The sequence below is a fragment of the Sphingobium sp. RC1 genome, assembly GCF_059738765.1.
This window is the reverse complement of sequence record NZ_AP027306.1, coordinates 2166495-2189275: the sequence shown is the minus strand read 5'-3', so window position 1 is coordinate 2189275 and position 22781 is coordinate 2166495. Positions and strand designations below refer to the sequence as shown.

Annotated in this window: 24 protein-coding genes; 22 read left to right on the top strand and 2 right to left on the bottom strand. The window is 63.2% G+C overall.

The features are described from left to right. The first annotated feature begins 97 nt into the window (after positions 1-97). The 10 genes from AC6JBC_RS10795 (at position 98) to tatC (ending at position 7853) form a co-directional block, all read left to right on the top strand. Positions 98-706, top strand: a complete 609-nt coding sequence (locus AC6JBC_RS10795; protein WP_498026054.1) for a hypothetical protein — start codon at positions 98-100, stop codon at positions 704-706. A 122-nt stretch (positions 707-828) separates the two neighbouring features. After that, a complete protein-coding gene (gene argS, locus AC6JBC_RS10790) occupies positions 829-2556 on the top strand; it encodes an arginine--tRNA ligase (RefSeq protein WP_498024217.1) in 1728 nt (575 codons plus the stop codon). Between the two features lie 20 nt (positions 2557-2576). Beyond that, entirely contained in the window at positions 2577-3287 is a 711-nt protein-coding gene (locus AC6JBC_RS10785) for an SPOR domain-containing protein (RefSeq protein ID WP_498024215.1), read from the top strand. 54 nt (positions 3288-3341) lie between these two features. After that, the gene (locus AC6JBC_RS10780; protein WP_498024214.1) at positions 3342-3728 is read left to right on the top strand and encodes an endonuclease domain-containing protein; all 387 of its coding nucleotides are present in this window, start codon (positions 3342-3344) and stop codon (positions 3726-3728) included. A 57-nt stretch (positions 3729-3785) separates the two neighbouring features. After that, on the top strand, positions 3786-4799 hold the full coding sequence (gene nagZ, locus AC6JBC_RS10775) for a beta-N-acetylhexosaminidase (RefSeq protein ID WP_498024213.1): 1014 nt from the start codon (positions 3786-3788) through the stop codon (positions 4797-4799). Between the two features lie 161 nt (positions 4800-4960). Then, the gene (locus AC6JBC_RS10770) at positions 4961-5743 is read left to right on the top strand and encodes a segregation and condensation protein A (RefSeq protein ID WP_498024211.1); all 783 of its coding nucleotides are present in this window, start codon (positions 4961-4963) and stop codon (positions 5741-5743) included. Next, on the top strand, positions 5743-6333 hold the full coding sequence (scpB, locus tag AC6JBC_RS10765; RefSeq protein ID WP_449471322.1) for an SMC-Scp complex subunit ScpB: 591 nt from the start codon (positions 5743-5745) through the stop codon (positions 6331-6333). Before AC6JBC_RS10770 ends, scpB begins: the two co-directional genes overlap by 1 nt. A 29-nt stretch (positions 6334-6362) precedes the next feature. Then, the gene (locus tag AC6JBC_RS10760) at positions 6363-6605 is read left to right on the top strand and encodes a twin-arginine translocase TatA/TatE family subunit (RefSeq protein ID WP_097091035.1); all 243 of its coding nucleotides are present in this window, start codon (positions 6363-6365) and stop codon (positions 6603-6605) included. A 31-nt stretch (positions 6606-6636) separates the two neighbouring features. Then, a complete protein-coding gene (tatB, locus tag AC6JBC_RS10755) occupies positions 6637-7062 on the top strand; it encodes a Sec-independent protein translocase protein TatB (RefSeq protein WP_464788238.1) in 426 nt (141 codons plus the stop codon). Continuing rightward, positions 7059-7853 (top strand): twin-arginine translocase subunit TatC, encoded by a 795-nt coding sequence (gene tatC, locus AC6JBC_RS10750; protein ID WP_498024209.1) that lies wholly within the window; start codon positions 7059-7061, stop codon positions 7851-7853. The genes tatB and tatC overlap by 4 nt, the downstream gene beginning before the upstream one ends. 51 nt (positions 7854-7904) lie before the next feature. Here the strand turns inward: tatC and AC6JBC_RS10745 are convergent, their stop codons facing one another. Together AC6JBC_RS10745 and AC6JBC_RS10740 are read right to left on the bottom strand one after the other, a co-directional pair. Further along, positions 7905-8033, bottom strand: coding sequence for an entericidin A/B family lipoprotein (locus AC6JBC_RS10745; RefSeq protein ID WP_196225439.1), 129 nt, complete (start codon positions 8031-8033; stop codon positions 7905-7907). A 343-nt stretch (positions 8034-8376) separates the two neighbouring features. Next, entirely contained in the window at positions 8377-9291 is a 915-nt protein-coding gene (locus AC6JBC_RS10740; protein ID WP_498024208.1) for a cell wall hydrolase, read from the bottom strand. 185 nt (positions 9292-9476) lie between these two features. Between AC6JBC_RS10740 and AC6JBC_RS10735 the strand changes: the two genes are divergently transcribed. The 12 genes from AC6JBC_RS10735 to murG all read left to right on the top strand — a co-directional run bounded on the left by AC6JBC_RS10735 (position 9477) and on the right by murG (position 22758). Beyond that, the gene (locus AC6JBC_RS10735) at positions 9477-10472 is read left to right on the top strand and encodes a cysteine synthase A (protein ID WP_498024207.1); all 996 of its coding nucleotides are present in this window, start codon (positions 9477-9479) and stop codon (positions 10470-10472) included. Between the two features lie 40 nt (positions 10473-10512). Then, positions 10513-10818 carry a hypothetical protein gene (locus AC6JBC_RS10730; RefSeq protein ID WP_449471330.1) on the top strand — a complete coding sequence of 102 codons (306 nt, stop codon included), beginning with the start codon at positions 10513-10515 and terminating at the stop codon, positions 10816-10818. 498 nt (positions 10819-11316) lie between these two features. After that, positions 11317-11814, top strand: a complete 498-nt coding sequence (locus AC6JBC_RS10725; RefSeq protein WP_460987560.1) for a division/cell wall cluster transcriptional repressor MraZ — start codon at positions 11317-11319, stop codon at positions 11812-11814. Further along, positions 11811-12779 carry a 16S rRNA (cytosine(1402)-N(4))-methyltransferase RsmH gene (gene rsmH, locus AC6JBC_RS10720; RefSeq protein ID WP_498024205.1) on the top strand — a complete coding sequence of 323 codons (969 nt, stop codon included), beginning with the start codon at positions 11811-11813 and terminating at the stop codon, positions 12777-12779. The genes AC6JBC_RS10725 and rsmH overlap by 4 nt, the downstream gene beginning before the upstream one ends. Further along, complete coding sequence (locus AC6JBC_RS10715) at positions 12776-13426, top strand: colicin transporter (protein WP_464788243.1); 651 nt, start codon at positions 12776-12778, stop codon at positions 13424-13426. Before rsmH ends, AC6JBC_RS10715 begins: the two co-directional genes overlap by 4 nt. Next, positions 13426-15138: a peptidoglycan D,D-transpeptidase FtsI family protein gene (locus AC6JBC_RS10710; RefSeq protein WP_464788244.1), complete on the top strand. Its 1713-nt coding sequence runs from the start codon at positions 13426-13428 to the stop codon at positions 15136-15138. The genes AC6JBC_RS10715 and AC6JBC_RS10710 overlap by 1 nt, the downstream gene beginning before the upstream one ends. A gap of 1 nt (position 15139) precedes the next feature. After that, positions 15140-16582: a UDP-N-acetylmuramoyl-L-alanyl-D-glutamate--2,6-diaminopimelate ligase gene (locus AC6JBC_RS10705; protein WP_498024203.1), complete on the top strand. Its 1443-nt coding sequence runs from the start codon at positions 15140-15142 to the stop codon at positions 16580-16582. Next, entirely contained in the window at positions 16579-17958 is a 1380-nt protein-coding gene (locus AC6JBC_RS10700; RefSeq protein ID WP_498024201.1) for a UDP-N-acetylmuramoyl-tripeptide--D-alanyl-D-alanine ligase, read from the top strand. The genes AC6JBC_RS10705 and AC6JBC_RS10700 overlap by 4 nt, the downstream gene beginning before the upstream one ends. Beyond that, the gene (mraY, locus tag AC6JBC_RS10695) at positions 17958-19031 is read left to right on the top strand and encodes a phospho-N-acetylmuramoyl-pentapeptide-transferase (RefSeq protein WP_196225449.1); all 1074 of its coding nucleotides are present in this window, start codon (positions 17958-17960) and stop codon (positions 19029-19031) included. The genes AC6JBC_RS10700 and mraY overlap by 1 nt, the downstream gene beginning before the upstream one ends. A gap of 5 nt (positions 19032-19036) precedes the next feature. After that, a complete protein-coding gene (murD, locus tag AC6JBC_RS10690; RefSeq protein WP_498024200.1) occupies positions 19037-20359 on the top strand; it encodes a UDP-N-acetylmuramoyl-L-alanine--D-glutamate ligase in 1323 nt (440 codons plus the stop codon). 33 nt (positions 20360-20392) lie between these two features. Beyond that, positions 20393-21595 (top strand): putative lipid II flippase FtsW, encoded by a 1203-nt coding sequence (ftsW, locus tag AC6JBC_RS10685; protein WP_464788249.1) that lies wholly within the window; start codon positions 20393-20395, stop codon positions 21593-21595. Beyond that, a complete protein-coding gene (gene murG / locus AC6JBC_RS10680; protein WP_196225452.1) occupies positions 21592-22758 on the top strand; it encodes an undecaprenyldiphospho-muramoylpentapeptide beta-N-acetylglucosaminyltransferase in 1167 nt (388 codons plus the stop codon). The genes ftsW and murG overlap by 4 nt, the downstream gene beginning before the upstream one ends. Positions 22759-22781: the final 23 nt, after the last annotated feature.

The following is a 22781-nucleotide window of genomic DNA, read 5'->3' as shown; positions in this document are numbered from 1 at the left end:
TCCTTTCGGTTGCGTGAGCGGCGGGGTGCGGATAAGAAGCCCCAGCCTGTTCCCAAGGGATTGCCTCGTGACCTTTTCTCGACTTGCGCTGACCGGAATGCTTGCCCTTGCCCTTGTGGGCTGCTCGCGCCGGGGAGAAATCGATGCCACGGGTGGCGTCGTCGCCGTCCGATCGGCCTGCCCGACCGCCGCGATCCCTGCCTATACGGGTGACGTGACGCTGTTCAATCCGGCGGGCAGCACGGACGCCCGCGCGATCGATGTGGTGGCGAACATCACCGACCTGCGCGCGACCTGTGCGGAGGGGGCACAATTCTACAGCGAGGCGACCTTCACGGTGAACGCCCGCCGTTCTGACGCCACCGCCGCGCGGGAGGTGACGCTGCCCTTCTTCTCTGCCGTGGTGCGTGGCGGCAACGCCGTCGTCGCCAAGCGCGTCGGTCAGGTCGTGCTGGACTTCCCCGCTGGTCAGTATCGCGCCAGCGTGAGCGCGAAGGCAGGCTCCTATGTCGATAAGGCCGCAGCGACGCTGCCCGCCGACGTTCAGGCGAAGATCACGCAGAAGCGCAAGGCGGGGGATGCCGACGCGGCCATCGATCCCTTCGCCCAGCCCGACGTTCGCGCGGCGCTGCAACGCACCAGTTTCGAACTGCTCGTGGGTTTCAACCTGACCCAGGACCAGCTGCGATATAACGCGACACGTTAAGAGCGAACCTTAATCTTCCGTTCGCCCTGAGCTTGTCGAAGGGCTCTACTTCTTGCAGGGAAGGATGAGGCTTCGATTTTAGCCCAGCCCGGACGGGTCTTGTGCTTTTCGAGGAAACACCCTTGTCTCTCTACATTCGTTTCACTGCCCATCTGAACGCCGTGCTGGACGCGCTGGAGGCGGACGGCGCGCTGCCCGCTGGCCTCAACCGCAAGCCGGTCACGGTCGAGCCGCCCCGCGACGCCAGTCATGGCGACCTCGCCACCAACGCGGCCATGGTCCTCGCCAAGCCCGCAGGCACCAACCCGCGCGCGCTGGCGGAAAAGATCGTTGCGGGCCTTGAAAAGCTGGAAGAGGTGGAAAGCGCCACCATCGCTGGCCCCGGCTTCATCAACCTGACCCTGACCGACGCCACCTGGCGCGCCGAACTCGCCGCGATCCATGCCGAAGGCGCTGATTACGGCCGGTCGGACACGGGCAAGGGCGTCACCGTCAACGTCGAATATGTCTCCGCTAACCCCACCGGCCCCATGCATATGGGCCATTGCCGGGGCGCGGTCGTAGGCGACGCGCTCGCGACCCTGCTGGAATATGCCGGGCACAAGGTCATCCGCGAATATTATATCAACGACGCAGGCGGCCAGGTCGATGTGCTCGCCCGCTCGGCGCATGTCCGCTATCGCGAAGCGCTGGGCGAGGATGTGGGCGCGATCCCCGAAGGCCTCTACCCCGGCGACTATCTCGTCCCCGTCGGCCAGGCCCTTGCCGCCGAATATGGCGACAGATTCGTAGCCGCACCCGAAAGCGAGTGGCTCGTCCTCTTCCGCACCAAAGCCGTCGCCGCGATGATGGAGATGATCCGCAGCGACCTCGCCCTGCTCGGCATCCACCACGACATCTTTGCCTCCGAAGCCGAACTGCAAGCCGCCGGAAAGCCTGAAGCCGCCGAGAAATGGCTGCGCGACCATGACCTCGTCTATGACGGCGTGCTCGAAGCGCCCAAGGGCGAAACGCCAGAAGATTGGGAGCCAGTCGAACTCCCGCTGTTCCGCTCCACCAAATTCGGCGACGATCAGGATCGCCCGATCAAGAAGTCGAACGGCGCCTGGACCTATTTCGGCGCCGACATGGCCTATCATTTCCAGAAGGCACAGACCGCCGACCAGCTGATCGACATCTGGGGCGCGGACCATGCGGGCACGGTGAAGCGTATCCAGGCCGCCGTCGCCGCGCTGACCGAAGGCAAGGCGCGCTTCGACGTCAAGCTCATCCAGATGGTCCGCCTGCTGCGCGAAGGCGAGCCGGTGAAAATGTCCAAGCGCGCGGGCAATTTCGTGACGCTCGCCGATGTCGTGCGCGAAGTGGGCAAGGATGTCGTCCGCTTCACCATGCTGACGCGCAAGGCCGATGCCCAGATGGACTTCGACTTCGCCAAGGTGGTGGAGGCGTCGAAGGACAATCCTGTCTTCTACGTCCAATATGCCCATGCCCGCATTTCCTCGCTCGGCCGCCGCGCCGAAGAGGCACAAATCGCACTTCCTGCGCCCGACCTGTCCCGCCTTGGGACTGACGAACTTAACCTTGTTAAGTTAGCGGCGCAGTTCCCACGGGTGGTCGAAGGGGCTGCATCGGCCCGTGAGCCACATAGAATAGCTTTTTATCTCAACGACTTGGCTTCTGAATTCCACAGCTGGTGGAATTTGGGGAACGACAATCCGCGCGCCCGCGTCATCCTGACGGACGATCCGGACGTAACTTCTGCGCGCCTTTTCTTAAGCCGCGGAATCGGGCAAATCATCCGTAATGGCCTTGCCCTGATGGGCGTGGCTGCGTTGACGGAAATGCAATAGCCAGGCGGAGGCACGGATAAATGGGCGACTTTGCGAGGGGGCGGCTCGATCTGGACGACGACGAGCGTCTGCCCTGGCTGGAGCCTGGTATCGAGGATGAGGAGGATGAGGGCCTGTCCCCCGTCCGCCTACTCGGCTTCATCCTGGTGGCGCTCGTCCTGCTCGGCGGCGTTGTCGCTGGCGTCTGGTTGCTCAAGAACCGCTCGACCGGCGGCGGCGAAGGCAAGCTGATCGCCGCGCCCGCTGGCGATTACAAGATGCCCGCCCGCGAGGCCGATGCGAAGAAGTTCGAGGGCGAGGGCGATGCCAGCTTCGCCGCCAGCGAAGGCGTCGTGCGCGACGGCCGCATCGATCCCAGCCGCGTGCCCGAAGCCCCCGTGACCGCCACGGCTCCCGCGAAGACACGGCAGGCTGTGCCCGGCAAACCATCGCAGAGCGTGACCGCGCGCGTCGCCGACGAAACCAACGTCCGCCCCGCCGCCGCCCAGCCCGTGCACAAGGGTGGGGCCGTGATCCAGCTCGGCGCCTATGGCAGCCAGTCGGGCGCGCGCGACGCCTGGACTCGCCTCTCCAAACGCTTCGCCTATCTCGCCCCGCTCACCATGTCGGTCGAGCCTACCCAGGTCGGCGGCAGCACCCTCTACCGCCTGCGCGCGACAGCGGGGGCTCAGGCTAATACGCTTTGCGGTAAGCTGAAGGTTGCTGGCGAGAGTTGCATAGTTGTGAACTGACGCCCAAACTCCCTCTCCCCTTTAGGGGAGAGGGCTGGGGAGAGGGGAACAACGGTGCGAGATCGAAAGTCGCTTAAATTTGCGAAGCAACTACGCAGTGACCAGACAGTCGCCGAAGCTCGCCTCTGGTATCACCTGCGCGCGAAGCGCTTCGATGGTGCCAAGTTCCGCCGCCAGACTGTGAACGGGCCATTCATCGCCGATTTCACCTGTCGGGCGGCGATGTCAGTGATCGAGATCGATGGCGACACACACGGCTCAACTGCGCAGTATGACGCTGAACTAACCACCTATCTTGAGCAGCAAGGCTGGAGCGTCATCCGCTTCATCAACACAGACGTCATGCACGACCTTGAGGCCGTCTTGTCCACGATAGCGCAGCGCCTTCCCCTCTCCCTAGCCCTCTCCCCTGAAGGGGAGAGGGAACATGTCGCTCCTTAACTCCCGCCCCAACAACCCCTTCGACACGACGCCTCGCACTCGCTACCATCCGCCCTCATGAAACCGGTAATCTTCGGCCTCTCCGGCGAGACGCTCACCTCTGACGAACGCGCCTTCTTCGTCGACGCCCAGCCCGCGGGCTATATCCTCTTTCGTCGCAACATAGCCGACCGCGCCCAATTACGCGCGCTGACCGACGACCTGCGCGCCCTCCAGGGCCGCGACGACCTGCTGATCATGATCGATCAGGAAGGGGGCCGCGTCGCTCGCATGCAGGCACCCGTCTGGCCCACCTTCCCGCCCGGCGCCGCGTTCGACCGGCTGTATGACATCGCGCCGTCGAGCGCGATCGCCGCCGCCCGCGCCAATGCCCATGCGATCGCGGTGACGCTGGCCGAAGTGGGCATCACTGTCGATGCGCTCCCCTTGCTCGACGTCCGGCAGGACAGGGCCAGCGACATTATGGGCGACCGGACGTTCGGCGCCGAGCCGATGCGGGTTGCCGCGCTTGGCCGCGCCACTCTCGAAGGATTGGCCAGGGGCGGGGTCGTCGGCATCATCAAACATATGCCGGGCCATGGCCGTGCGATGGTGGACAGCCATCATGAACTGCCCATCGTAACCGCGAGCGAAGAGGAACTCGCCATCGACCTCGCGCCCTTCCAGACATTGAAGGACGCAGCCATCGGCATGACCGCCCACGTCATTTATACCAGTTGGGACCCGGATCTGCCCGCCAGCCTTTCCGCCTCGGTGATCGAAACGATCATTCGTCAGCGGATCGGCTTTAGCGGTCTGCTCATGTCGGACGACCTCGACATGAAGGCGCTGAACGGCAGCATCCCCGAATTGGCGGCGGGCGTCGTCGCGGCCGGCTGTGACCTCGCGCTCAACTGCTGGGCGCGGATGGAGGACATGATCGGCATTGCCAACATTCTTCCCGATATCAGCACGCAGTCCAAGGCCCGGCTGGACCGCGCCATGATGTCGGCGCAACTCGATCAGGACAGCCCGCCCCTCGAACAGCTTCTCGCCACCCGCGACAGCCTGCTCTCCGTGGTGGCTGCGTGAGGGCGAACGCCGGCCGCCACCTTCAGGCGGAGCCACTTCAATGTCCGCGCAGAGTCCGCAAAATGCGCAGAGAAAGCGCGATGCGGCATCTCCGCGTCTCCGCGCCTCCGCGTGAAAAATCGCTCTTCGTACGGCCTGCGCGCCAGAGAGCCGCTTGAACCATGGAAGACCTCTTCATCCCTCCACCCCAGCCGCGCGAAGACATGCTGAACGTCAGCTTCGAAAGCTGGGAAGGACCGCTCGACCTTCTCCTCGCGCTGGCCCGGTCGCAGAAGGTCGACCTGCGCGAAATCTCCATCCTCGCGCTGGTCGAACAATATCTGGCCCATATCGAGGGTGCGCGGAAGCTGAAGCTGGAGCTGGCGGCCGATTATCTGGTGATGGCGGCGTGGCTCGCCTACCTCAAATCCTCGCTGCTGTTGCCCAAGCAGGCCCAGCCTGATCCCAACCCCGACGAGTTGGCGCTGCGCTTGCAATTGCGGCTCCAGCGGTTGCAGGCCATGCGGGAAGCCGGTGCCCGCCTGATGGCGCGCGACCGCGTCGGCCGGGACGTGTTCGTCCGCCCCCATCCGGAAGGGCTTCGCCTCGTGCGCAAGGCGAAATGGGCCGCCAGCCTCTACGATCTTCTGCAATGCTATGGGCAGGTGCGCGCGCGGACGCAGCCCGTCGTCCACATGGTCGTCGCCCGGCCGGTGATGACCCTCGACGAAGCTATCCAGCGTGTCGGCGCGCTGGTGGGGTCGGCGATCGACTGGACCGTGCTCGAATCCTTTCTGCCCGACGGCCAGGACGGACCGATGGCGAAATCTGCGCTCGCCAGCAGCTTCGTCGCGGCGCTGGAACTGGCGCGGCAGGGGCGGCTGGAAATCCAGCAGGACGGCATTTTCGAGCCCATTTACCTGCGCGCGGCTCTGCCGGAACAAAGTGGGGGACGTTTGTTGTAATGCAGGAACCGGACGATTTCATGCGCGCGGTGGAGGCCGCTCTGTTCGTTGCTGAACATCCGTTGACCACCGTCGAATTGCGGCAACATGTGGGGGATGCCGGGGACATCGCCGCCGTGCTTGCCGCGCTGTCGGATCATTATGCCGGGCGTGGCATCAATCTGGTGGAACGGGGTGGGCGCTGGCATTTCCAGACAGCGGCTGACCTTGCCCATATCCTGCGGCGGGAAAAGGATGAGACGCGCAAGCTGTCCCGCGCGGCGATGGAGACGCTGGCCATCATCGCCTATCACGAACCCGTCAGCCGCGCGGAGGTCGAGGCCATTCGCGGTGTGCAGGTGGCGAAGGGGACGCTGGACGTGCTGATGGAAGCGGGCTGGGTCCGGCCAGCGGGCAGGCGGGAAGTGCCGGGCCGTCCACTGATTTACGCCACCACGCACGAATTTCTGTCACATTTCGGGCTTAGCAGCCGCCGGGATCTGCCGGGCATGGACGATCTGCGCGCTGCCGGATTGCTCGATCCGGTCGATCTTGCGCTGGAGGGCCTGGGGGCTCAATCCGTTCTGGAAAATGATGAGGAAGAAGCCTAGAAAGGGCTTCCTTTCAGGAGAAAGTTAAAATGGGTTCCTTTTCGTTGATGCACTGGGTCATCGTTCTCCTGGTGGTCATGCTGCTGTTTGGCGGTGGCCGTATCTCCGGGTTGATGGGCGACGTTGCCAAGGGCATCAAGAGCTTTAAGAAGGGCATGGCCGACGATGACGACGACATCGCGCCCGCCAAGCCTGCTACGCGGATCGAAGGACATCGTGTTCCTGAACAGGACGCACCGACCGCTACGACCGAAGAAAAGACCAAGGCCTGATTTCCATTTCACGCCCAAGCGGTAGGCGCGCATGTTCGATATCGGCTCGTCCGAACTTCTACTGATCGTGATCATCGCGGTTATCGTGATCGGTCCAAAGGATTTGCCGCGCGCCTTGTACAAGGTGGGGCAGATCGTCGGCAAGGCGCGCGGAATGGCGCGCCATTTCCGCACCGGCATCGATGCCATGGTGCGGGAAGTCGAGATGGAAGAACTGGAAAAGAAGTGGGCCGATCAGAACCGGCGGATCATGCAGGAACATCCTGCCGATGCTTCCGCCACTCCAGCGATGGAGCCATTGCCGGGGTCTTCTAGCGATCCCGCGCCCGCCGCCACCACGCTTCCGCCGCCCTTCGTGGCCCAATCGGCGCCTGTCGCTCCGGCCCCTGCCGCCGAGGGTCCACCCTATATCGCGGCGCAGTCCGCTCCGGCCGGTAAGGGCGACGCGCAGGCATGAAGGACATCGATGATTCCAAGGCGCCGCTGCTCGACCATCTGATCGAACTACGCGGGCGCCTTCTGAAATGCGTATGGGCGTTGTTCATTACCGGTGCGGTCTGCTTCTATTTTTCCGACAAACTGTTCGCCTTTCTGGTGCATCCTTTGAAGGAAGCCTTTGGCGACGCGGGTGGGCGGCTGGTCTACACCAAGCTCTACGAGGCCTTTTTCGTACAGGTGAAGGTGGCGATCTTCGGCGCTTTCTGCATCTCCTTCCCGATCATCGCGAACCAGCTCTGGGCCTTCATCGCTCCGGGCCTTTATGCGAAGGAAAAGAAGGCGTTACTGCCATTTCTGGTGATGACCCCGGTGCTGTTCCTGATGGGCGCCAGCCTCGCTTATTATATCGTGATGCCCACTGCGTTCCATTTTTTCCTGGAATTTCAAGGGAATAGCAGTGGCCTCAAGGTGGAGGCGCTCCCCAGCGCCGATGCCTACCTCACATTAGTTATGCAGTTCATCCTTGCATTCGGCATCAGCTTCCTGATGCCCGTCCTGCTGATGCTGCTCAATCGCGCCGGTTTCGTCACCCGCGCCCAACTGATTGGCCTGCGTCGCTACATGATCGTCGGCGCCTTCATTCTCGCCGCCGTGCTGACGCCGCCCGATGTCGTGTCGCAGCTGATGCTCGCCATTCCCCTGCTGCTGCTTTACGAAATCACGATCGTCGCGATCTGGTTCACCGATCGCAAACAGGCCCGCGAAGCCGCCGCCGCAGCTGCGGACGGAGCCGACGCTTCCACCAGCTAAAAAAAGGCCCGCCAGTGGCGGGCCGCAAGGGTGGGAGCCTGTTTACGCTGCTTACTTCGCCGCGTCTTCCACAGCCGCGCCAGCGCTCTGCACGTCTTTGCCAGCGCCTTCGACGGTGTTGCACGCAGCCACCATCAGCGAACCGGTCAGTAGCAGAGCGGCAAGGATCTTCTTGGTCATGGTCGTCTCCTAGGAAAAACTCGAGCCGGACAGCCTCGCTATCCAGCGGCTGAGGAGGAGAACCCACGGCTGCGAAATACGTTCCGCATCCGGAAATATCTGGTTTCAAACGGAAAAAGACCCCAAAAATCTGAGCCCGGAACGCGTCGGGGGGGGGAGATGCGTTCCGGGCTCATGTTTTTTTGGATAGCAAGAGCGGGGGGCAAAAGATTTGCTATCCGGTATGCAGAACCCCCCATCACAAGATTTGGTTCCGCTGTTTTTCAATTCAGCTCTATTTTTTATTTTTTAGCAAAATCAGCTATTTGGAGAATGCATGGGAAAATATCTCACGCAGGCTCCTTCAGATGAGCGGCCGTCCGCTGTTTCTATATTCGGGCCGGATGGTGGACGGCGGCAGCGTGTCCTGAGGCGCTGGGGGCGGAAAAATGATAGGCGCTGTCACATCGGCACCGACGGGTTCGGCGTGGCGCTCCGCGGCGCGTGGACTGGTCGGCCAAGCGCGAAGAGAGGGGCCTGACTGCCATTCCCGGCCGGGATAGGGAATGCGAAACGCCGCCTTCGTACCGTGAAACCCGGGCATCTGATAGAAGATGTGCGCGCCGATCACGGCGACGGCGCGCTTCGACGCAGCCCAGCCTGGGCGGACTGCCAGCGTGTGGTAGAAGGTCGCGAGCCCCACCGGGGCATAGACATGACCGGCAAGCGCCTGTTCCGCTATGCGGCGGGCGCGCGTCCAGCTTTGCACATGGTTGGCCCGACCCATGGACCCGTCGCAACTGAAGGTGAATTGACACAGGGAGTCGGTGCGTTCGGACCCCTGATAGACGACGCCGCAGACGCTATGTGGCCAGAGCGGATTGCGAACGCGGTTGAGAACAACCTGAGCGACGGCGCGCTGGCCTTCTTCGGGTTCGTTGCCAGCCTCATAATAGATGGCGGAGGTAAGGCAGTTGATTGCCCGGTAGCTGTCCAGCGGTGTTTGACCGCGAAAGGCGGCGACCGGAGCGGCATCGACCGTGTCGAGCTTCAGGACATGTGGGCTGTTGCCGGATGAAGCGGGCAGATCTTGAAAGACGCCGTCAACGAAGAAGTAGGCGGAACCGGGGAAATTTTCGCCCGGCCTTTCCGCGACAGCATCGCGCGCCGCCGCGTCGGCAAGCATGTCGAGCGGAGCGGCCGTGATCAGGCGCGGCAAGGCAAGCGCGATCAGCGCCAGGGCGGCCAATGCCATATGCCATAATCGCGCGCGCGCCATGTCTGAAGCCGTCTGCTTTCACAAATTCATCGCGGCGGTGTGCCGCGCGACCTGTCCTTAGCGCAAAAGCCTTGCCACTTTCTTCCCGGCCGATGCGATCATTGCGCGGCCATGAAAACGGCTCTTTGGGTGGATGAGCATTCCCTTGCTTGGCAAGCGTGCATCCGCTCCGCTATGCGGGGAACATGCTGGTTCAGAATGATAGCCTCGCCCTGATTGGCAACACGCCGTTGGTACGCCTTGCCGGTCCATCGGAAGAGACGGGGTGCGATATTTTCGCCAAGTGCGAATTCGCCAACCCCGGCGCGTCGGTAAAGGATCGCGCGGCACTCTTCATCGTCAATGATGCGGAGGAAAAGGGGCTGTTGCAGCCGGGCGGCACCATCGTCGAAGGGACAGCGGGCAATACCGGCATCGGGCTTGCGCTGGTCGCCAATGCCAAGGGTTACAAGACGATCATCGTCATGCCCGAGACCCAGAGCCGGGAGAAGATGGACACGCTGCGCGCACTGGGCGCGGAACTGGTGACCGTGCCTGCCGCAGCCTATTCCAACCCCGGTCATTTCGTCCACACGTCGCGCCGGATCGCGGAAGAAACAGAGAATGCGGTCTGGGCCAATCAGTTCGACAATATTGCGAATCGCAAGGCGCATATCGTCGGTACGGCCGAGGAAATCTGGCAGCAACTGGACGGGCAGATCGACGGCTTCACCTGCGCGGCGGGCACTGGTGGCACGATCGCGGGTGTTGGCCTCGGCCTCAAGGCGCATGACGAGAATATCACCATCGCGCTGACCGATCCCCATGGCGCGGCGCTCTATAATTATTATGCCCATGGCGAGCTGAAAGCCGAAGGGTCGTCCGTCGCGGAAGGGATTGGGCAGGGCCGTATCACCGCCAATCTGGAAGGTGCGCCGATCGACACGCAGTTCCGCATTTCCGATGAGGAAGGGCTGCACTGGGTCGAGCGTCTGCTGGCGGAGGAAGGGCTTTGCCTTGGCCTGTCCTCGGGGATCAACGTCGCAGGCGCGGTGGCGCTGGCGAGGGAACTGGGGCCGGGCAAGCGGATCGTGACCATCCTGTGCGACACGGGCTTCCGTTACCTCTCGACCCTCTACAATCGTGAGTGGCTGGAAGCGAAGGGCTTGACGGTCTTCCCTTGGCTCGCGCACAATCGCTGATCGCCGACAAGGGTCGCGGCGACAAGATAAAGAGCGCTTAATGGCTGAACATCCCCGCCGACAGGAAGGGTTGCAGCGTGTCCAGATCGGCCTGACGGGGCTGGCGGGCGTGGTGCTCCTCGTGGGTCTGGCGAATATCGTGATCGACAAGGCGCGGATCGATGATCCGGCGGTGCCCCCGCCGACCGTGCCGACCCTGGACGTCAATGCAGTCGCGCCCAAGGAGCCTTTGGCGGAACTGGGCGTGCAGCCCGCGCCGGAACAGCAGCCGATCGTCCCGGATCTTCAGCCGGATCCCAATCTGAGCAAGCCGATGGATCGCGATCCACAGCCATCCGGCCGCTGAAATCCCGAACCGAGCCGCGCATTGCATGAAGGCGGCTCTACGCACATTCGTGATGCTTTGGCTGGGACCGACGCTGGTTCTGGCCGTTGGACTGCCGTCATGTTGCGGACGGGCCGCTCGAATGGGCGAAGCTGGATGTGGCCAGCGTCGAATCTTATTCCCTTCGCTCTTTCACTCAGCACCGATCGCTTCTGCAATTAGGGAGGGATTTTCTGGGCGATGTCGGGATGTGTCGCTTTGCAGCGGCATGCGGCGTCGGCTGAGCTGCGTAAGTCCGGTTCAAAACGCCGTCTGGTGGTCTAAATATGACTTAGAACCAGAACAAAACGGGATTTCCCAAAATCTCCCGACTTTTCCCTTTTCTTGTGCCTCGGCGCTTGGTATCTAAAACGCATAGGGGTTTGTCAGGCTTTGCTAGTCCTGCGCACCGGGCCGCAATGACGCGGGTTGGTGAGCGGCTGCCTGCGCCCTTGCGAACAGAGGGGCAGCAGTCCGCACGTGCCGGAAATCATTCTCTTTACAGGCAACGCGTTCAGCGTAGCGGACGGCAAGGGCCGTTTCGTGCTGCCTCTGGAGATGCGTCGGCAGGTCAAGCTGTCCAGCGCTGGCGAAACGCGGCTTTATCTCTCCGTCCATGGCGACAACCCCTGCGCCACGGGCTTTGGAGAATCGCATCGCCGTTTCCTGTTCACCGAAGTCGAGGAGCTGGCTCGCGAAGCACGGGCGCATGGCCGCGACTATAATGCCGACCTGGAGCTGGAACGCCGACTCGGAACGATCGAGGAGGTGAATTTCGACGACGGCGGCCGTTTCGCCATGCATCCGGACATCAAGGATGAATATGGCATCACCGATGCTGTCTTCTTCTATGGCGTGGGCCGTTACATCCAGATCTGGAAGCCGGAAACCCTGGTCGATAGCAAGGATCGGCCGGAATTGATCCGCAACAAGGTGCGCCGCTGGCTGGACCAGCGGACGGCGGGGGACGGCAAGTGACCGCTCCTGCCGATCTGGATCGTCACATCCCGGTTCTGCTCAATGAAGTGCTCCATGCCCTCGCCATCAACCCCGGCGAGATTCATGTTGATGGCACGTTCGGCGCAGGCGGTTATTCCAGTGCGATGGCGGCGCAGGGCGCGAAGGTTTTTGCCTTCGACCGCGATCCCGATGCCATCCGGGAAGGCGAGGCACTGGCGACGGAGAAGGGCATCACCCTGATCGCCGGGGAGTTTTCCCGGATGGAACAATTGCTGGCGGCTCGCGGCATCACCTCGGTATCGGGCGTGACGCTCGACATCGGCGTGTCTTCGATGCAGCTCGACCGGCCGGAGCGCGGCTTTTCCTTTCAGGCGGACGGCCCCCTCACCATGACGATGAGCCAGGACGGGATGAGCGCCGCCGATTTCCTGAACAATGCCCCTGAGCAGGAGATCGCCGACGTCCTCTATCGCTATGGTGAGGAGCCGCGCTCGCGCCGGGTGGCTCGTGCGATCGTGGAGGCTCGCCCGTTGGAGCGCACCGGTCAACTCGCCAGCGTCGTTCGCCGGGCGCTGGGCCACAAGCCACACGACAAGAAGGACCCGGCAACCCGCACCTTCCAGGCGATCCGCATCCATGTGAATCGCGAGCTGGAAGAATTGGAGCGTGGGCTGGCAGCGGCGGAAGCGATGCTGGAAGAGGGTGGTCGATTGGCCGTGGTGACTTTCCACAGCCTGGAAGACCGTATCGTCAAGCAGTTCTTGCGCCAGCGCAGCGGTGGTGAAGGCGCGGGATCGCGCCACCTGCCGGAACGCAAGGCCGCCGCCGAGCCGACCTTCTACAAACCGGCCAAAGCCATTCGCCCCGGCGAGGCAGAGCTGGCCCGCAACCCGCGTGCGCGCTCCGCGACCCTGCGCAGCGCCGTTCGTACATCAGCCGCCATTCCTTCCCGGTCCAGTTCTTCCAGGAGCGCGCGCCCATGATCGCGGTGAAGAGGTTGCAGAGCCTGATCTGGATCCTGCTCGTAGCGCTCGGTGCGCTTGGTGCTTATCTGGTATCGCTGAAGGTCGCGACCGAGCGGAATGAACTGATGAAGGTGCAGACGCAGATTGTGCGCGCGCGGGCGGACATTCGTTATCTGGAAACGGAGTTCAGCGCGCGGGCTAGCATGCGGCAGCTGGAGCGGTGGAATCAGGATGATTTCATGTACGCGACGCCGACCGCACAGCAATATCTGGGCGGTGAGCGGGCGCTGGCGAACCTGGATGGCATCCAGCCCAACGGCCCGGACTATGTCGCGCCGCCTGTGATGGTGGCGATGGTCGAAAGCCCTGCCGACCTGCCATCTGCGCCGCAGGCCGCCCCGGCGAGTCCTGCCGCCACCCAAATCCGCAGCGATATCGCCGTGATCCGTGAAGCGCATGCGGCTGACAATGTCGAAAAGATTGTCAAACCCGCCGCCAAGACCGCTGCCGAAAAGGCGAAGGACGATGCGGACGTGTCGAAGCCTAATCCGATGGCTCGCCACGCCGAACGGATGGCGATGCTGGATGCCAAGCTGCTTGACGACAGCACCATCGGTGACATCAGCGCCAAGGCGGCGCGCGAACGCAAGAAAGGCGCGCGCTGATGGCAACGATCATCGTTCAGCCGGGCGGTGCCAGGGCAGGCAAGCAGCGGGTTGACCTGACGGCGGTTGCGCATAACCGGCTGATGTTGCTGCTGATCCTGTTCATGGCAATCACGGCAGTGGTGATTCTACGGCTCACCTGGGTGGGCATCTTCGCGCATAGCGCGGGCGGGAATGGGGACGTTTCGGGCCTGCTTCCAGCGCGCGCTGACATCGTGGATCGCAATGGCGTGCCCCTTGCCCGGACGATGGATGCCTATTCGATCGCCGTGCGCCCGTCGAAGCTGATCGGTGAGCCTGCCGAGCTTGCGCGCAAGCTGCACGAAATTTTCACTGATGAGCCCGAAGCGGCTTTCTACAAGAAGCTGACCGGCAAGGGCTGGGCCTATCTTCGTCGCCGCGCGCTGCCGGAAGAAGTTGCGGCGGTGAATGCGCTGGGCGAGATCGGCATCGAATTTCCCCGTGAGAAGGAACGCCTGTATCCGCAGCGCAGTCTGGCGGCGCATGTGCTTGGCTTTGCGCCCAATGCCGACGGGCAGGGCGGCATGGGGGTCGAGGCGGCGTTCAATGACCGGCTGACCGATCCGGCGCTGCGCGGGCAGCCTTTTGCCATTTCGATCGACAGCCGGGTGCAGGGCGCGCTGGAGAGCGAGCTTTACGCCCAGATGGTGGCGCAAAATGCCAAGGGCGCAGGCGGCATCATCATGGACGCGAACACCGGCGAAGTGATTGCGATGGCGTCGATCCCCGTGTTCGATCCCAACAAGCTTCAGAATTACGCGGGCAAGAAATGCAGCGAATCGCCGCTCTGCAACCATATGGTTCAGGCGCGCTACGAGCTGGGTTCGACCTTCAAGCCATTGTCGATCGGCGAGGCGATGGATCGCGGCGTCGTCACTTCGATGGCGAAGCGCTACGACGCGACCGCCCCGCTCGCTGTGGCCGGGTTCAAGATCAAGGACGACCACGCGCTCGGCCGCTGGATCAATGTGCCGGAAATACTGGTGCACAGCTCCAACATCGGAACGGCACGGATCGCCGACGAAATGGGCGCCGCGCCCATGCAGCAGCTGTTCCGCAACCTGCAATTCGACCAGAGGGCGCCGATCGAGCTGAAAGAACGCGCCAAGAGCATCTGGCCTTATAATTGGGGCCGCATAACGACGATGACCGTGTCCTATGGCCATGGCATCGCGGTGACGCCGCTGCACCTTGCCGCCGCTTATGCAGCGTTGGTCAATGGCGGCATCTGGCGGCCTGCCACCTTGCGCAAGCTGCACGCGAATGAGGTGCCCGAAGGCCATCGCGTCTTTTCCGCCGCCACCAGCGCGCGGATGCGGCAGCTGTTGCGGATGATTGTCGCGGCGGGTACAGGTCGCAGCGCCGACGCCAAGGGATTCCGGGTGGGCGGCAAGACGGGTTCCGCCGAGAAGCCTGAAGAAGGCCGGTACAATAAGAGTTCACTGGTGACGACTTTCGCGTCCGCATTTCCGATGGATAATCCCCGCTACGTCGTGCTGACGATGATGGACGAGCCCAAGGGCAACGCGCAGACTTTCGGCCTGCGCACGGCTGCCTGGACGGCCGCGCCGGTGGTCAAGCGCGTGATCGAACGCACCGCGCCGATGCTGGGTGTGCTGCCCGACGAACGGCGGGACGTCGATATTTCCGACCTCATGCCCCTGCTTGGGCAAGACAAGGACAAGGATTGAGATGCGCCTCGGGTCGCTTATCGAGGGGCTGGATGTGAAGCTCGACACCGGGGCGCCGCTGGACGCCTCGGTGTCGGGCTTCGCGATCGATAATCGGAAGGTTGCGCCGGGCACGGTCTTTGGCGCCTTCCAGGGACTGCGAGTGAATGGCGAGGATTTTATTGCCGACGCCGTGCGCGCGGGTGCAGTTGCCGTCGTTGCGCGGCCGGAGGCGAAGGTGGAGGGGGCGGTCCATATCGCTCATGACAATCCCCGCCGTCTTTTCGCGCTGCTCGCTGCCCGTTATTTCGCGCCTTTTCCAGAAGTAACCGTTGCCGTCACCGGCACCAACGGCAAGACTTCCACCGTGGAACTGGCCCGCCAGCTATGGCGGATGCTGGGCCATCATTCCGCTTCGATCGGGACGCTCGGCGTCACCACCTCGGTTGATCAGGTATCGACGGGCCTGACGACGCCGGACATCGTTACCTTCCTGTCCAACATGTCGGGCCTGAAGCGCGAGGGCATTACCCATGCAGCCTTCGAAGCGTCGAGCCATGGCCTGGCCCAATATCGGACGGAAGGACTGCCGGTGTCGGCGGCCGCCTTCACCAACCTGTCGCGCGATCATCTCGATTATCATGGCGACATGGACAGCTATTTCGACGCCAAGATGCGACTGTTTGACGAAGTCGTCGCATCCGACGGAACGGCGATCGTCTGGGCCGATGACGCATGGTCCGACAAGGTCATCCAGCGAGCTACGAAGCGGGGGCTTCGTGTGCTGAGCGTCGGGGTGAAGGGGCAGGCTTTGCGCCTTGCCAACCGCACCCCGACCCAGTTGGGCCAGACGCTGGAAGTCGAGGCCGGGGGCAATCTCTACAAGGTCAATCTGCCGCTGATTGGCGCCTATCAAGCGGCGAATGCCTTGACCGCCGCCGGGCTCGTCATTGCAGGCGGCGAGGATGTGGCGAAGGTTTTGGAACTGCTTGGCCGGGTTCAGCCGGTGCGTGGCCGTCTGGAACGCGCGGTGATCACAAAGGCGGGCGCCCCCGTCTATGTCGATTATGCGCATACGCCGGACGGCCTTCGCGCCGCGATCGAAGCTCTGCGCCCTCATACGCGTGGCAAGCTGATCGCGCTGTTCGGCGCTGGCGGCGACCGGGACGCTGGCAAGCGCCCGCAAATGGGCAAAGTTGCCGCAGAGTTGGCTGATCATGTCATCGTCACGGACGACAATCCCCGTTCAGAGGACCCGTCCGCCATTCGCGCCGCCGTCATGGCGGGGGCGTCGGGCGCGGAGGAAATCGGCGGCCGCCGTGCCGCCATCGCCGCCGCCATTGCGTGGGCCGGTGGGGATGATATCGTGCTGCTCGCGGGCAAGGGGCATGAACAGGGGCAGATCATCGGCGATCGGGTGTTGCCGTTCGACGATGTGACTGTTGCTCGGGAGTGCGCTGGGTGAGCGAGCTTTGGACTTCCGAGGAAATAGCGCAGGCTACAGGGGGTGCCGCTTCGGCACCCTTCGCCGTTTCGGGCGTCGCCTTCGACAGCCGTGAAGTAACGAACGGTGACCTGTTTGTCGCGATGAAGGGCGAGACGACGGACGGCCATCATTTCATCGACAAGGCTTTCGGTCAGGGCGCCGCTGGCGCGATCGTCAGCGAACTTGTTCCTCAACCCCATATCTTGGTCCCCGACAGTGCCGCTGCGCTGGAAGCGCTGGGCCGCGCTTCGCGTGCGCGCATGCAGGGCAAGGTGGTCGGGGTCACGGGGTCAGTCGGCAAGACGGGCACCAAGGAAGCCTTGTTTCAGGCGCTGGACCGTATCTGCCCGGGTCAGGTGCATCGGTCGGTCAAGAGCTACAATAATCATGTCGGCGTGCCGCTCAGCCTGTCGCGCATGCCCCGCGCGTCGGCCTTTGGCGTGTTCGAAATGGGTATGAATCATGCCGGTGAACTGGCGCAGCTGACGCGGCAGGTGCGGCCGCATGTCGCCATCGTGACCGCCATCGCCCCGGCGCACATCGAATTTTTCGGCACCGAAGAGAAGATCGCGCAGGCAAAGGCGGAGATATTCGAAGGGCTTGAGCCCGACGGCACGGCGGTCATCCCCTATGACAGTCCGCATGTGGCGACGCTCTACGCAAAGGCAGAGCAGCATGCCTCCCGCATCCTGACCTTCGGTTTTGACGAAGAGGCCGATGTGCGCGCGCGTGACATGGTTCCGGCGGCGAATGGCGGGACATTGGTCACGGCTACGCTGCCCAGCGCCGAACTTTGCTTCACTGTTGGAGCGCCGGGCGAACATTGGGTGTCGAACGCACTGGCGGTGCTCGCGGCGGTCGAAGCGTTGGGCGGCGATCTGGCGGCTGCGGGTCTGGCGCTTGCCGAAATGCCGGGTCTGCCGGGCCGTGGCGAGCGGCGGTCTGTCGCGGTCACGGGCGGCCAAGCGCTGCTGATCGATGAAAGCTACAATGCCAATCCGCTGAGCATGGCGGCCACGCTCAAGCAGTTGGGCAGGGAAAATGCGAGCCGCCGCATCGCCGTGCTGGGCGGCATGCGGGAATTGGGCGATCGCAGCCGCGAACTCCATGCCGGACTTGCCGAGCCGCTTGCCGCCGGTCAGGTCGACTACGCCATTCTGGTGGGCGATGAAATGAAACCGCTGGCCGAGGCGCTGCAGGGTCAGCAGTTGGCCTTTGATCATGTGCCGGATACGGCGGCCGCCACCAATCTCATCCGGACGGAAATGCGCGCTGGCGACGCCATATTGGTCAAGGGATCGAACGGCATCGGCCTGTCGCGCCTGGTCGCCGCGCTTGGGGAACATAAGAACTGATGCTTTACTGGCTCGCCCAGACCATGGATTTCGCGGGGGTTTTCAACCTCATCCGCTATCTGAGCTTCCGCGCGGGCGCGACGATCGCGACGGCCTTCGTCATCGGCCTTGTGCTGGGTCCGCGCTTCATCGGCTGGCTGCGGGTGCGGCAGGGCAAGGGGCAGCCAATCCGTGATGATGGTCCGCAAACCCATCTGGCAAAGCGCGGCACGCCGACCATGGGCGGGCTGATGATCCTCACCTCCATGATCACATCGGTGCTGCTCTGGATGGATCTGTCGTCCATTTATGTGTGGGCATGCCTTTTCGTAACGCTGGGTTTCGGCGCGATCGGTTTTCTGGACGATTATGACAAGGTGACGAAGGCCAGTCACAAGGGGCTGTCGGGCAAGATGCGCCTGGCGTTCGAGTTCCTGATTGCAGGCATAGCGGCCTGGTTGATCGTCAACCAGCATGGGAATACGGCGCTCTACCTGCCCTTCTACAATGGCCCGGCGATCGAGCTTGGCCCCTTCTACTTCCTCTTCGCCGCCTTCGTGATCGTCGCGTTCGGCAACGCTGTGAACCTCACCGATGGACTCGATGGGCTGGCGACCATGCCGGTGATCATCGCCTGCATGGCTTTCATGGCGATCGTCTATCTGGTCGGTCGCGCGGACTTTGCGGCCTATCTTGGCATCCCGCATGTGCCGGGCGCGGGCAATCTCACCATATTGTGCGGTGCGATCATCGGCGCGGGCCTGGCCTTCCTTTGGTTCAACGCTCCTCCCGCCGCCGTCTTCATGGGCGATACCGGCAGCCTCGCGCTTGGCGGCACGATTGGCGTCATCGCGGTGACCGCGCATCATGAAATCGTGCTGGGCGTCATCGGCGGGCTGTTTGTGGTCGAGGCGATGAGCGTGATCATCCAGGTCTTCTTCTACAAGCGCACCGGCAAACGGGTGTTCAAGATGGCGCCGATCCACCATCATTTCGAGCAACTGGGCTGGGCCGAACCCACGGTCGTGATCCGGTTCTGGATCATCTCCTTCGTGCTGGCCCTTGCCGGTCTCGCCACGCTGAAGCTGCGGTGAGCGGGATGACCCTTACCTCCTCCGCCTTCGCTGGCAAAACATATGCGGTTCTTGGCCTGGCGCGGTCCGGACTGGCGACTGTAGAGGCGCTTGTGGCCAGCGGTGCGCGCGTCGTCGCCTGGGACAATCGGGACGAAGCGCGCGCCGCTGTCGCTGACAAGGCCGAGTTGGCGGACCCGCTGGAGATCGACCTCGCGGGCTTTGACGGCGTCGTCGTTTCTCCCGGTGTGCCGCTTAACAAGCATCCGATCGCGATGCATGCCAAGCTCGCGGGCGTGCCCGTCATCGGCGACATCGAGCTGTTCGCGCTCGCCCGTCCTACACTTCCCGCACATCGGGTGGTGGGCATCACCGGCACCAACGGCAAGTCGACCACGACCGCGCTCGTTCATCATATCATAGAAGCAGCAGGCATCCCGACCCGGATGGGCGGCAATATCGGTCTGCCCATTTTGGGGCAGGAGCCGTTGCCGGAGGGCGGCATCTACGTGCTGGAACTGTCCAGCTATCAGATCGACCTGACGCAGAGCCTCGACTGCGATGTCGCGGTGCTGCTCAATATTACGCCGGATCATCTCGATCGCTATAATGGCTTTGAAGGCTATGTCGCGTCGAAGGCCCGGCTGTTCGCCATGCAGTCGGCTGATCATGTCGCGGTGATCGCGACGGAGGACGAGCCCAGCCGATCCATTGCTGCGCAGCCGGGCGCTCGGCGGGTAGAGGTGAAGGCCGGGGACATCGATCCCGCCGCGCAGGCGAACTGGCCGTCGCTTCAGGGGCCGCACAACGCGCAGAACGCAGCGATAGCCCTCGCCGTCGCGCGCGCGCTGGGCATCGATGAAGCGACGATCGAGGCTGCCCTCGCCAGCTATGCCAGCCTGCCGCACCGGATGCAGCGCGTAAAGGAGCTGAACGGCGTTCTTTACGTCAACGATAGCAAGGCGACCAATCCAGCTTCGACGGCGCCTGCACTGGCGGCCTATCCGCCCGTTGATGGTCGGCCGCGCCTGCACTGGATCGTGGGGGGGCTGGCAAAGACCGATAATCTGGACGAATGCGCGCCATGGTTCGGCAATGTCGCTGCCGCCTATACCATCGGCGAAGCGGGTCATATGTTCGCCGACCTGCTCAAAGATAATATGGCGGTGGATGACAGCGAGATGCTATCGGCCGCCGTTCGCCGCGCGGCGCGTGTAGCACAGCCGGGCGACGTCGTGCTGCTTTCGCCAGCCTGTGCCAGTTTCGACCAATTCCGGGATTTCGAGGCGAGAGGCGATGCCTTCGTCGCGGCCGTCACGGCGCTGGAAGAAGGGGGCCTGGACGGCTAAAGGCGGCGCAGGGGCGCAGAAGGGGCGATTACAATGTTCAGGGCAGGCGAACTGGTGAAGGGGTTCAAGAACCGCACCGTTCCGCGCGAGCGTACGGCCCTGGCCATCTGGTTCTGGGAGATTGATCGCGTTCTCCTCTCGCTGATCGTCGCTCTGATGGCGATCGGTCTGGTTGCCGTCGCGGCTGCTTCGCCCGTGGCGGCGATCGACCGTTCGACCAGCAGCGTATCCGTCACGCCGCTCATCTATTTCTATCGCCAGCTTATGTGGGTCTTCATCGGCCTGCCGATCATGCTCGTCATATCGATGTTGCCCCGTCAGCAGGCCCGGCGGTTGGCCATGTTCATGACGGCCTTTTTCATCGTGATGCTGCTGTGCGTGCCGATCCTGGGGTCGAGCGTGAATGGGGCGCGGCGCTGGATCGATCTGCCCGGATTTCGCTTCCAGCCGTCGGAGTTTCTGAAGCCTGTCTATGTCGTCTCCATGGCCTGGCTGCTTTCGTTGCGGGGCAAGGACATGTCCCTGCCGGTTATTCCGCTGACCGGCGTGCTGACGTTGTTGATCGCGGCGATCCTGATGAAGCAGCCGGACTTCGGCCAGACGGTCATCTTCCTTGCCTGCTGGGGATGCCTGTTGCTGCTGTCCGGTGTGTCGATGCGGTTCATCGGCATGATGGGTGGCGTGGCGCTGGCTGGCCTGATCGCCATGTACATGTTCTACGAAAATGGCCGTCAGCGCATCAATGACTTCCTTGGCATCGGCGTCGCGCAGGACACGGGTCCGGACCAGACGGAACTGGCGTTCCGTACGATCACCCATGGTGGATTCACGGGCGTGGGGCCAGGGGGCGGCCAGGAGAAATTCCGCCTGCCCGAAGCGCATACCGACTATATCTTTTCCGTAATCGGTGAAGAGTTCGGACTGCTCGCCTGCATCGGCATCGCCTGCGTTTACCTGGCGATCGTCGTCCGCGTGCTGCTGCGCATGCTGGACGAGGATGATAATTTCACGATTCTCGCCGCGGCGGGTCTCACCACGCAGTTCGGGTTGCAGGCGATCATCAACATGGGCGTGAATGCCCAGATATTTCCTTCGAAGGGCATGACGCTGCCCTTTATCAGCTATGGCGGCTCCTCTATGCTGGCGCTTTGTATCGGGGTCGGCCTGCTGCTTGCGTTCACACGGCGCAATCCCTTCATGGGGCGGCATACCGTCGTCAAATGGAGTGGTCGATGAGCATTTCCCGTCACTTCGTCCTCGCCGCGGGTGGGACGGGCGGTCACATGATTCCGGCGCATGCAGTCGCGGAAGAGTTGATGGCGCGCGGCCACCATGTGGCCTTGGTCACGGACGAGCGCGGCGCCAAGATCCCGGGCATCTTCGATCGGGCGCAGGTTCATGTCCTGCCCGCCGGGCGCATGACGAAGAACCCGAAAAGCTGGCTGGGCGCGCTCAAGGCCATCCTTGCAGGCCGCGCCATGGCCCGCCGCCTCAATGAGACCTTCCGCCCCACCGCTGTCGTCGGCTTTGGCGGCTATCCCGCCATGCCTGCGCTGTTGGGTGCACTGGCGGACGGCATCCCGACCGCCATCCACGAACAGAATGCCGTGCTGGGCCGGGTCAACCGCTTCCTCGCCCGCCGCGTCGATGCGATCGCTACGGCTTACCCGAAGGTCGAGCGCCTGCGCGACAAATATGCGGGCAAGGTGCATCTCGTCGGCAATCCGGTTCGCGAGGAAGTGAAGGCACTACGCGACGAGGAATTCCCGGCGCTGACGGACGAGAGCGTATTCCGTGTGCTCGTGATCGGCGGCAGTCAGGGTGCCAGCATCCTTTCGTCGGTCGTGCCAGACGGCCTTGGTATGTTGCCGCTCAGCCTGCGCCGCCGTTTGCAGGTAACGCAGCAATGCCGGGCCGAGGATATCGAACGTGTGCGCCGCTTCTACGCGGACCTGGAAATTCCCGCTGACCTGGCGACCTATTTCAATGATGTGCCGGAAAAGCTGAGCTGGTCGCATCTGGTGATTGCGCGCGCGGGCGCTTCGACGCTGGCGGAACTTACCTGTGCAGGGCGTCCGGCGATCCTTGTCCCGCTGCCGAGTGCGATGGATGATCATCAGACGGTCAATGCGCGGGAGATGACCGAGGCGGGTGGCGCGCGGACCATCCCGCAGTCGCGCTTCACCGCCGTTGAACTCGCCAAGCAGATGCAGAAGATGGCGATGGAGCCCGGCGCCCTTCAGAACGCCGCCAAGCGCGCCCGTGCCTGTGGCCGCCCCAATGCGGCGCGTGACATGGCCGACCTGTTGGAAAGCATTGGGCCTGCGCCGATCATGAACGATCCTTTGAAGGTCGGCCCGGTGCCGACGAGCTTGAATTTGCAGGGTGTCCCTGCATGATCATGAACCCCCCACGTCATCCC

Coding starts and splice junctions, on each gene's coding strand:
- ftsW (WP_464788249.1), top strand. CDS start 20,393: ATGTTCAGGGCAGGCGAACTGGTGAAGGGGTTCAAGAACCGCACCGTT.
- AC6JBC_RS10760 (WP_097091035.1), top strand. CDS start 6,363: ATGGGTTCCTTTTCGTTGATGCACTGGGTCATCGTTCTCCTGGTGGTC.
- scpB (WP_449471322.1), top strand. CDS start 5,743: ATGCAGGAACCGGACGATTTCATGCGCGCGGTGGAGGCCGCTCTGTTC.
- AC6JBC_RS10715 (WP_464788243.1), top strand. CDS start 12,776: ATGATCGCGGTGAAGAGGTTGCAGAGCCTGATCTGGATCCTGCTCGTA.
- tatC (WP_498024209.1), top strand. CDS start 7,059: ATGAAGGACATCGATGATTCCAAGGCGCCGCTGCTCGACCATCTGATC.
- nagZ (WP_498024213.1), top strand. CDS start 3,786: ATGAAACCGGTAATCTTCGGCCTCTCCGGCGAGACGCTCACCTCTGAC.
- AC6JBC_RS10710 (WP_464788244.1), top strand. CDS start 13,426: ATGGCAACGATCATCGTTCAGCCGGGCGGTGCCAGGGCAGGCAAGCAG.
- murD (WP_498024200.1), top strand. CDS start 19,037: ATGACCCTTACCTCCTCCGCCTTCGCTGGCAAAACATATGCGGTTCTT.
- mraY (WP_196225449.1), top strand. CDS start 17,958: ATGCTTTACTGGCTCGCCCAGACCATGGATTTCGCGGGGGTTTTCAAC.
- AC6JBC_RS10785 (WP_498024215.1), top strand. CDS start 2,577: ATGGGCGACTTTGCGAGGGGGCGGCTCGATCTGGACGACGACGAGCGT.
- AC6JBC_RS10735 (WP_498024207.1), top strand. CDS start 9,477: ATGCTGGTTCAGAATGATAGCCTCGCCCTGATTGGCAACACGCCGTTG.
- AC6JBC_RS10740 (WP_498024208.1), bottom strand. CDS start 9,291: ATGGCGCGCGCGCGATTATGGCATATGGCATTGGCCGCCCTGGCGCTG.
- AC6JBC_RS10795 (WP_498026054.1), top strand. CDS start 98: ATGCTTGCCCTTGCCCTTGTGGGCTGCTCGCGCCGGGGAGAAATCGAT.
- AC6JBC_RS10730 (WP_449471330.1), top strand. CDS start 10,513: ATGGCTGAACATCCCCGCCGACAGGAAGGGTTGCAGCGTGTCCAGATC.
- tatB (WP_464788238.1), top strand. CDS start 6,637: ATGTTCGATATCGGCTCGTCCGAACTTCTACTGATCGTGATCATCGCG.
- AC6JBC_RS10705 (WP_498024203.1), top strand. CDS start 15,140: ATGCGCCTCGGGTCGCTTATCGAGGGGCTGGATGTGAAGCTCGACACC.
- murG (WP_196225452.1), top strand. CDS start 21,592: ATGAGCATTTCCCGTCACTTCGTCCTCGCCGCGGGTGGGACGGGCGGT.
- AC6JBC_RS10770 (WP_498024211.1), top strand. CDS start 4,961: ATGGAAGACCTCTTCATCCCTCCACCCCAGCCGCGCGAAGACATGCTG.
- AC6JBC_RS10745 (WP_196225439.1), bottom strand. CDS start 8,033: ATGACCAAGAAGATCCTTGCCGCTCTGCTACTGACCGGTTCGCTGATG.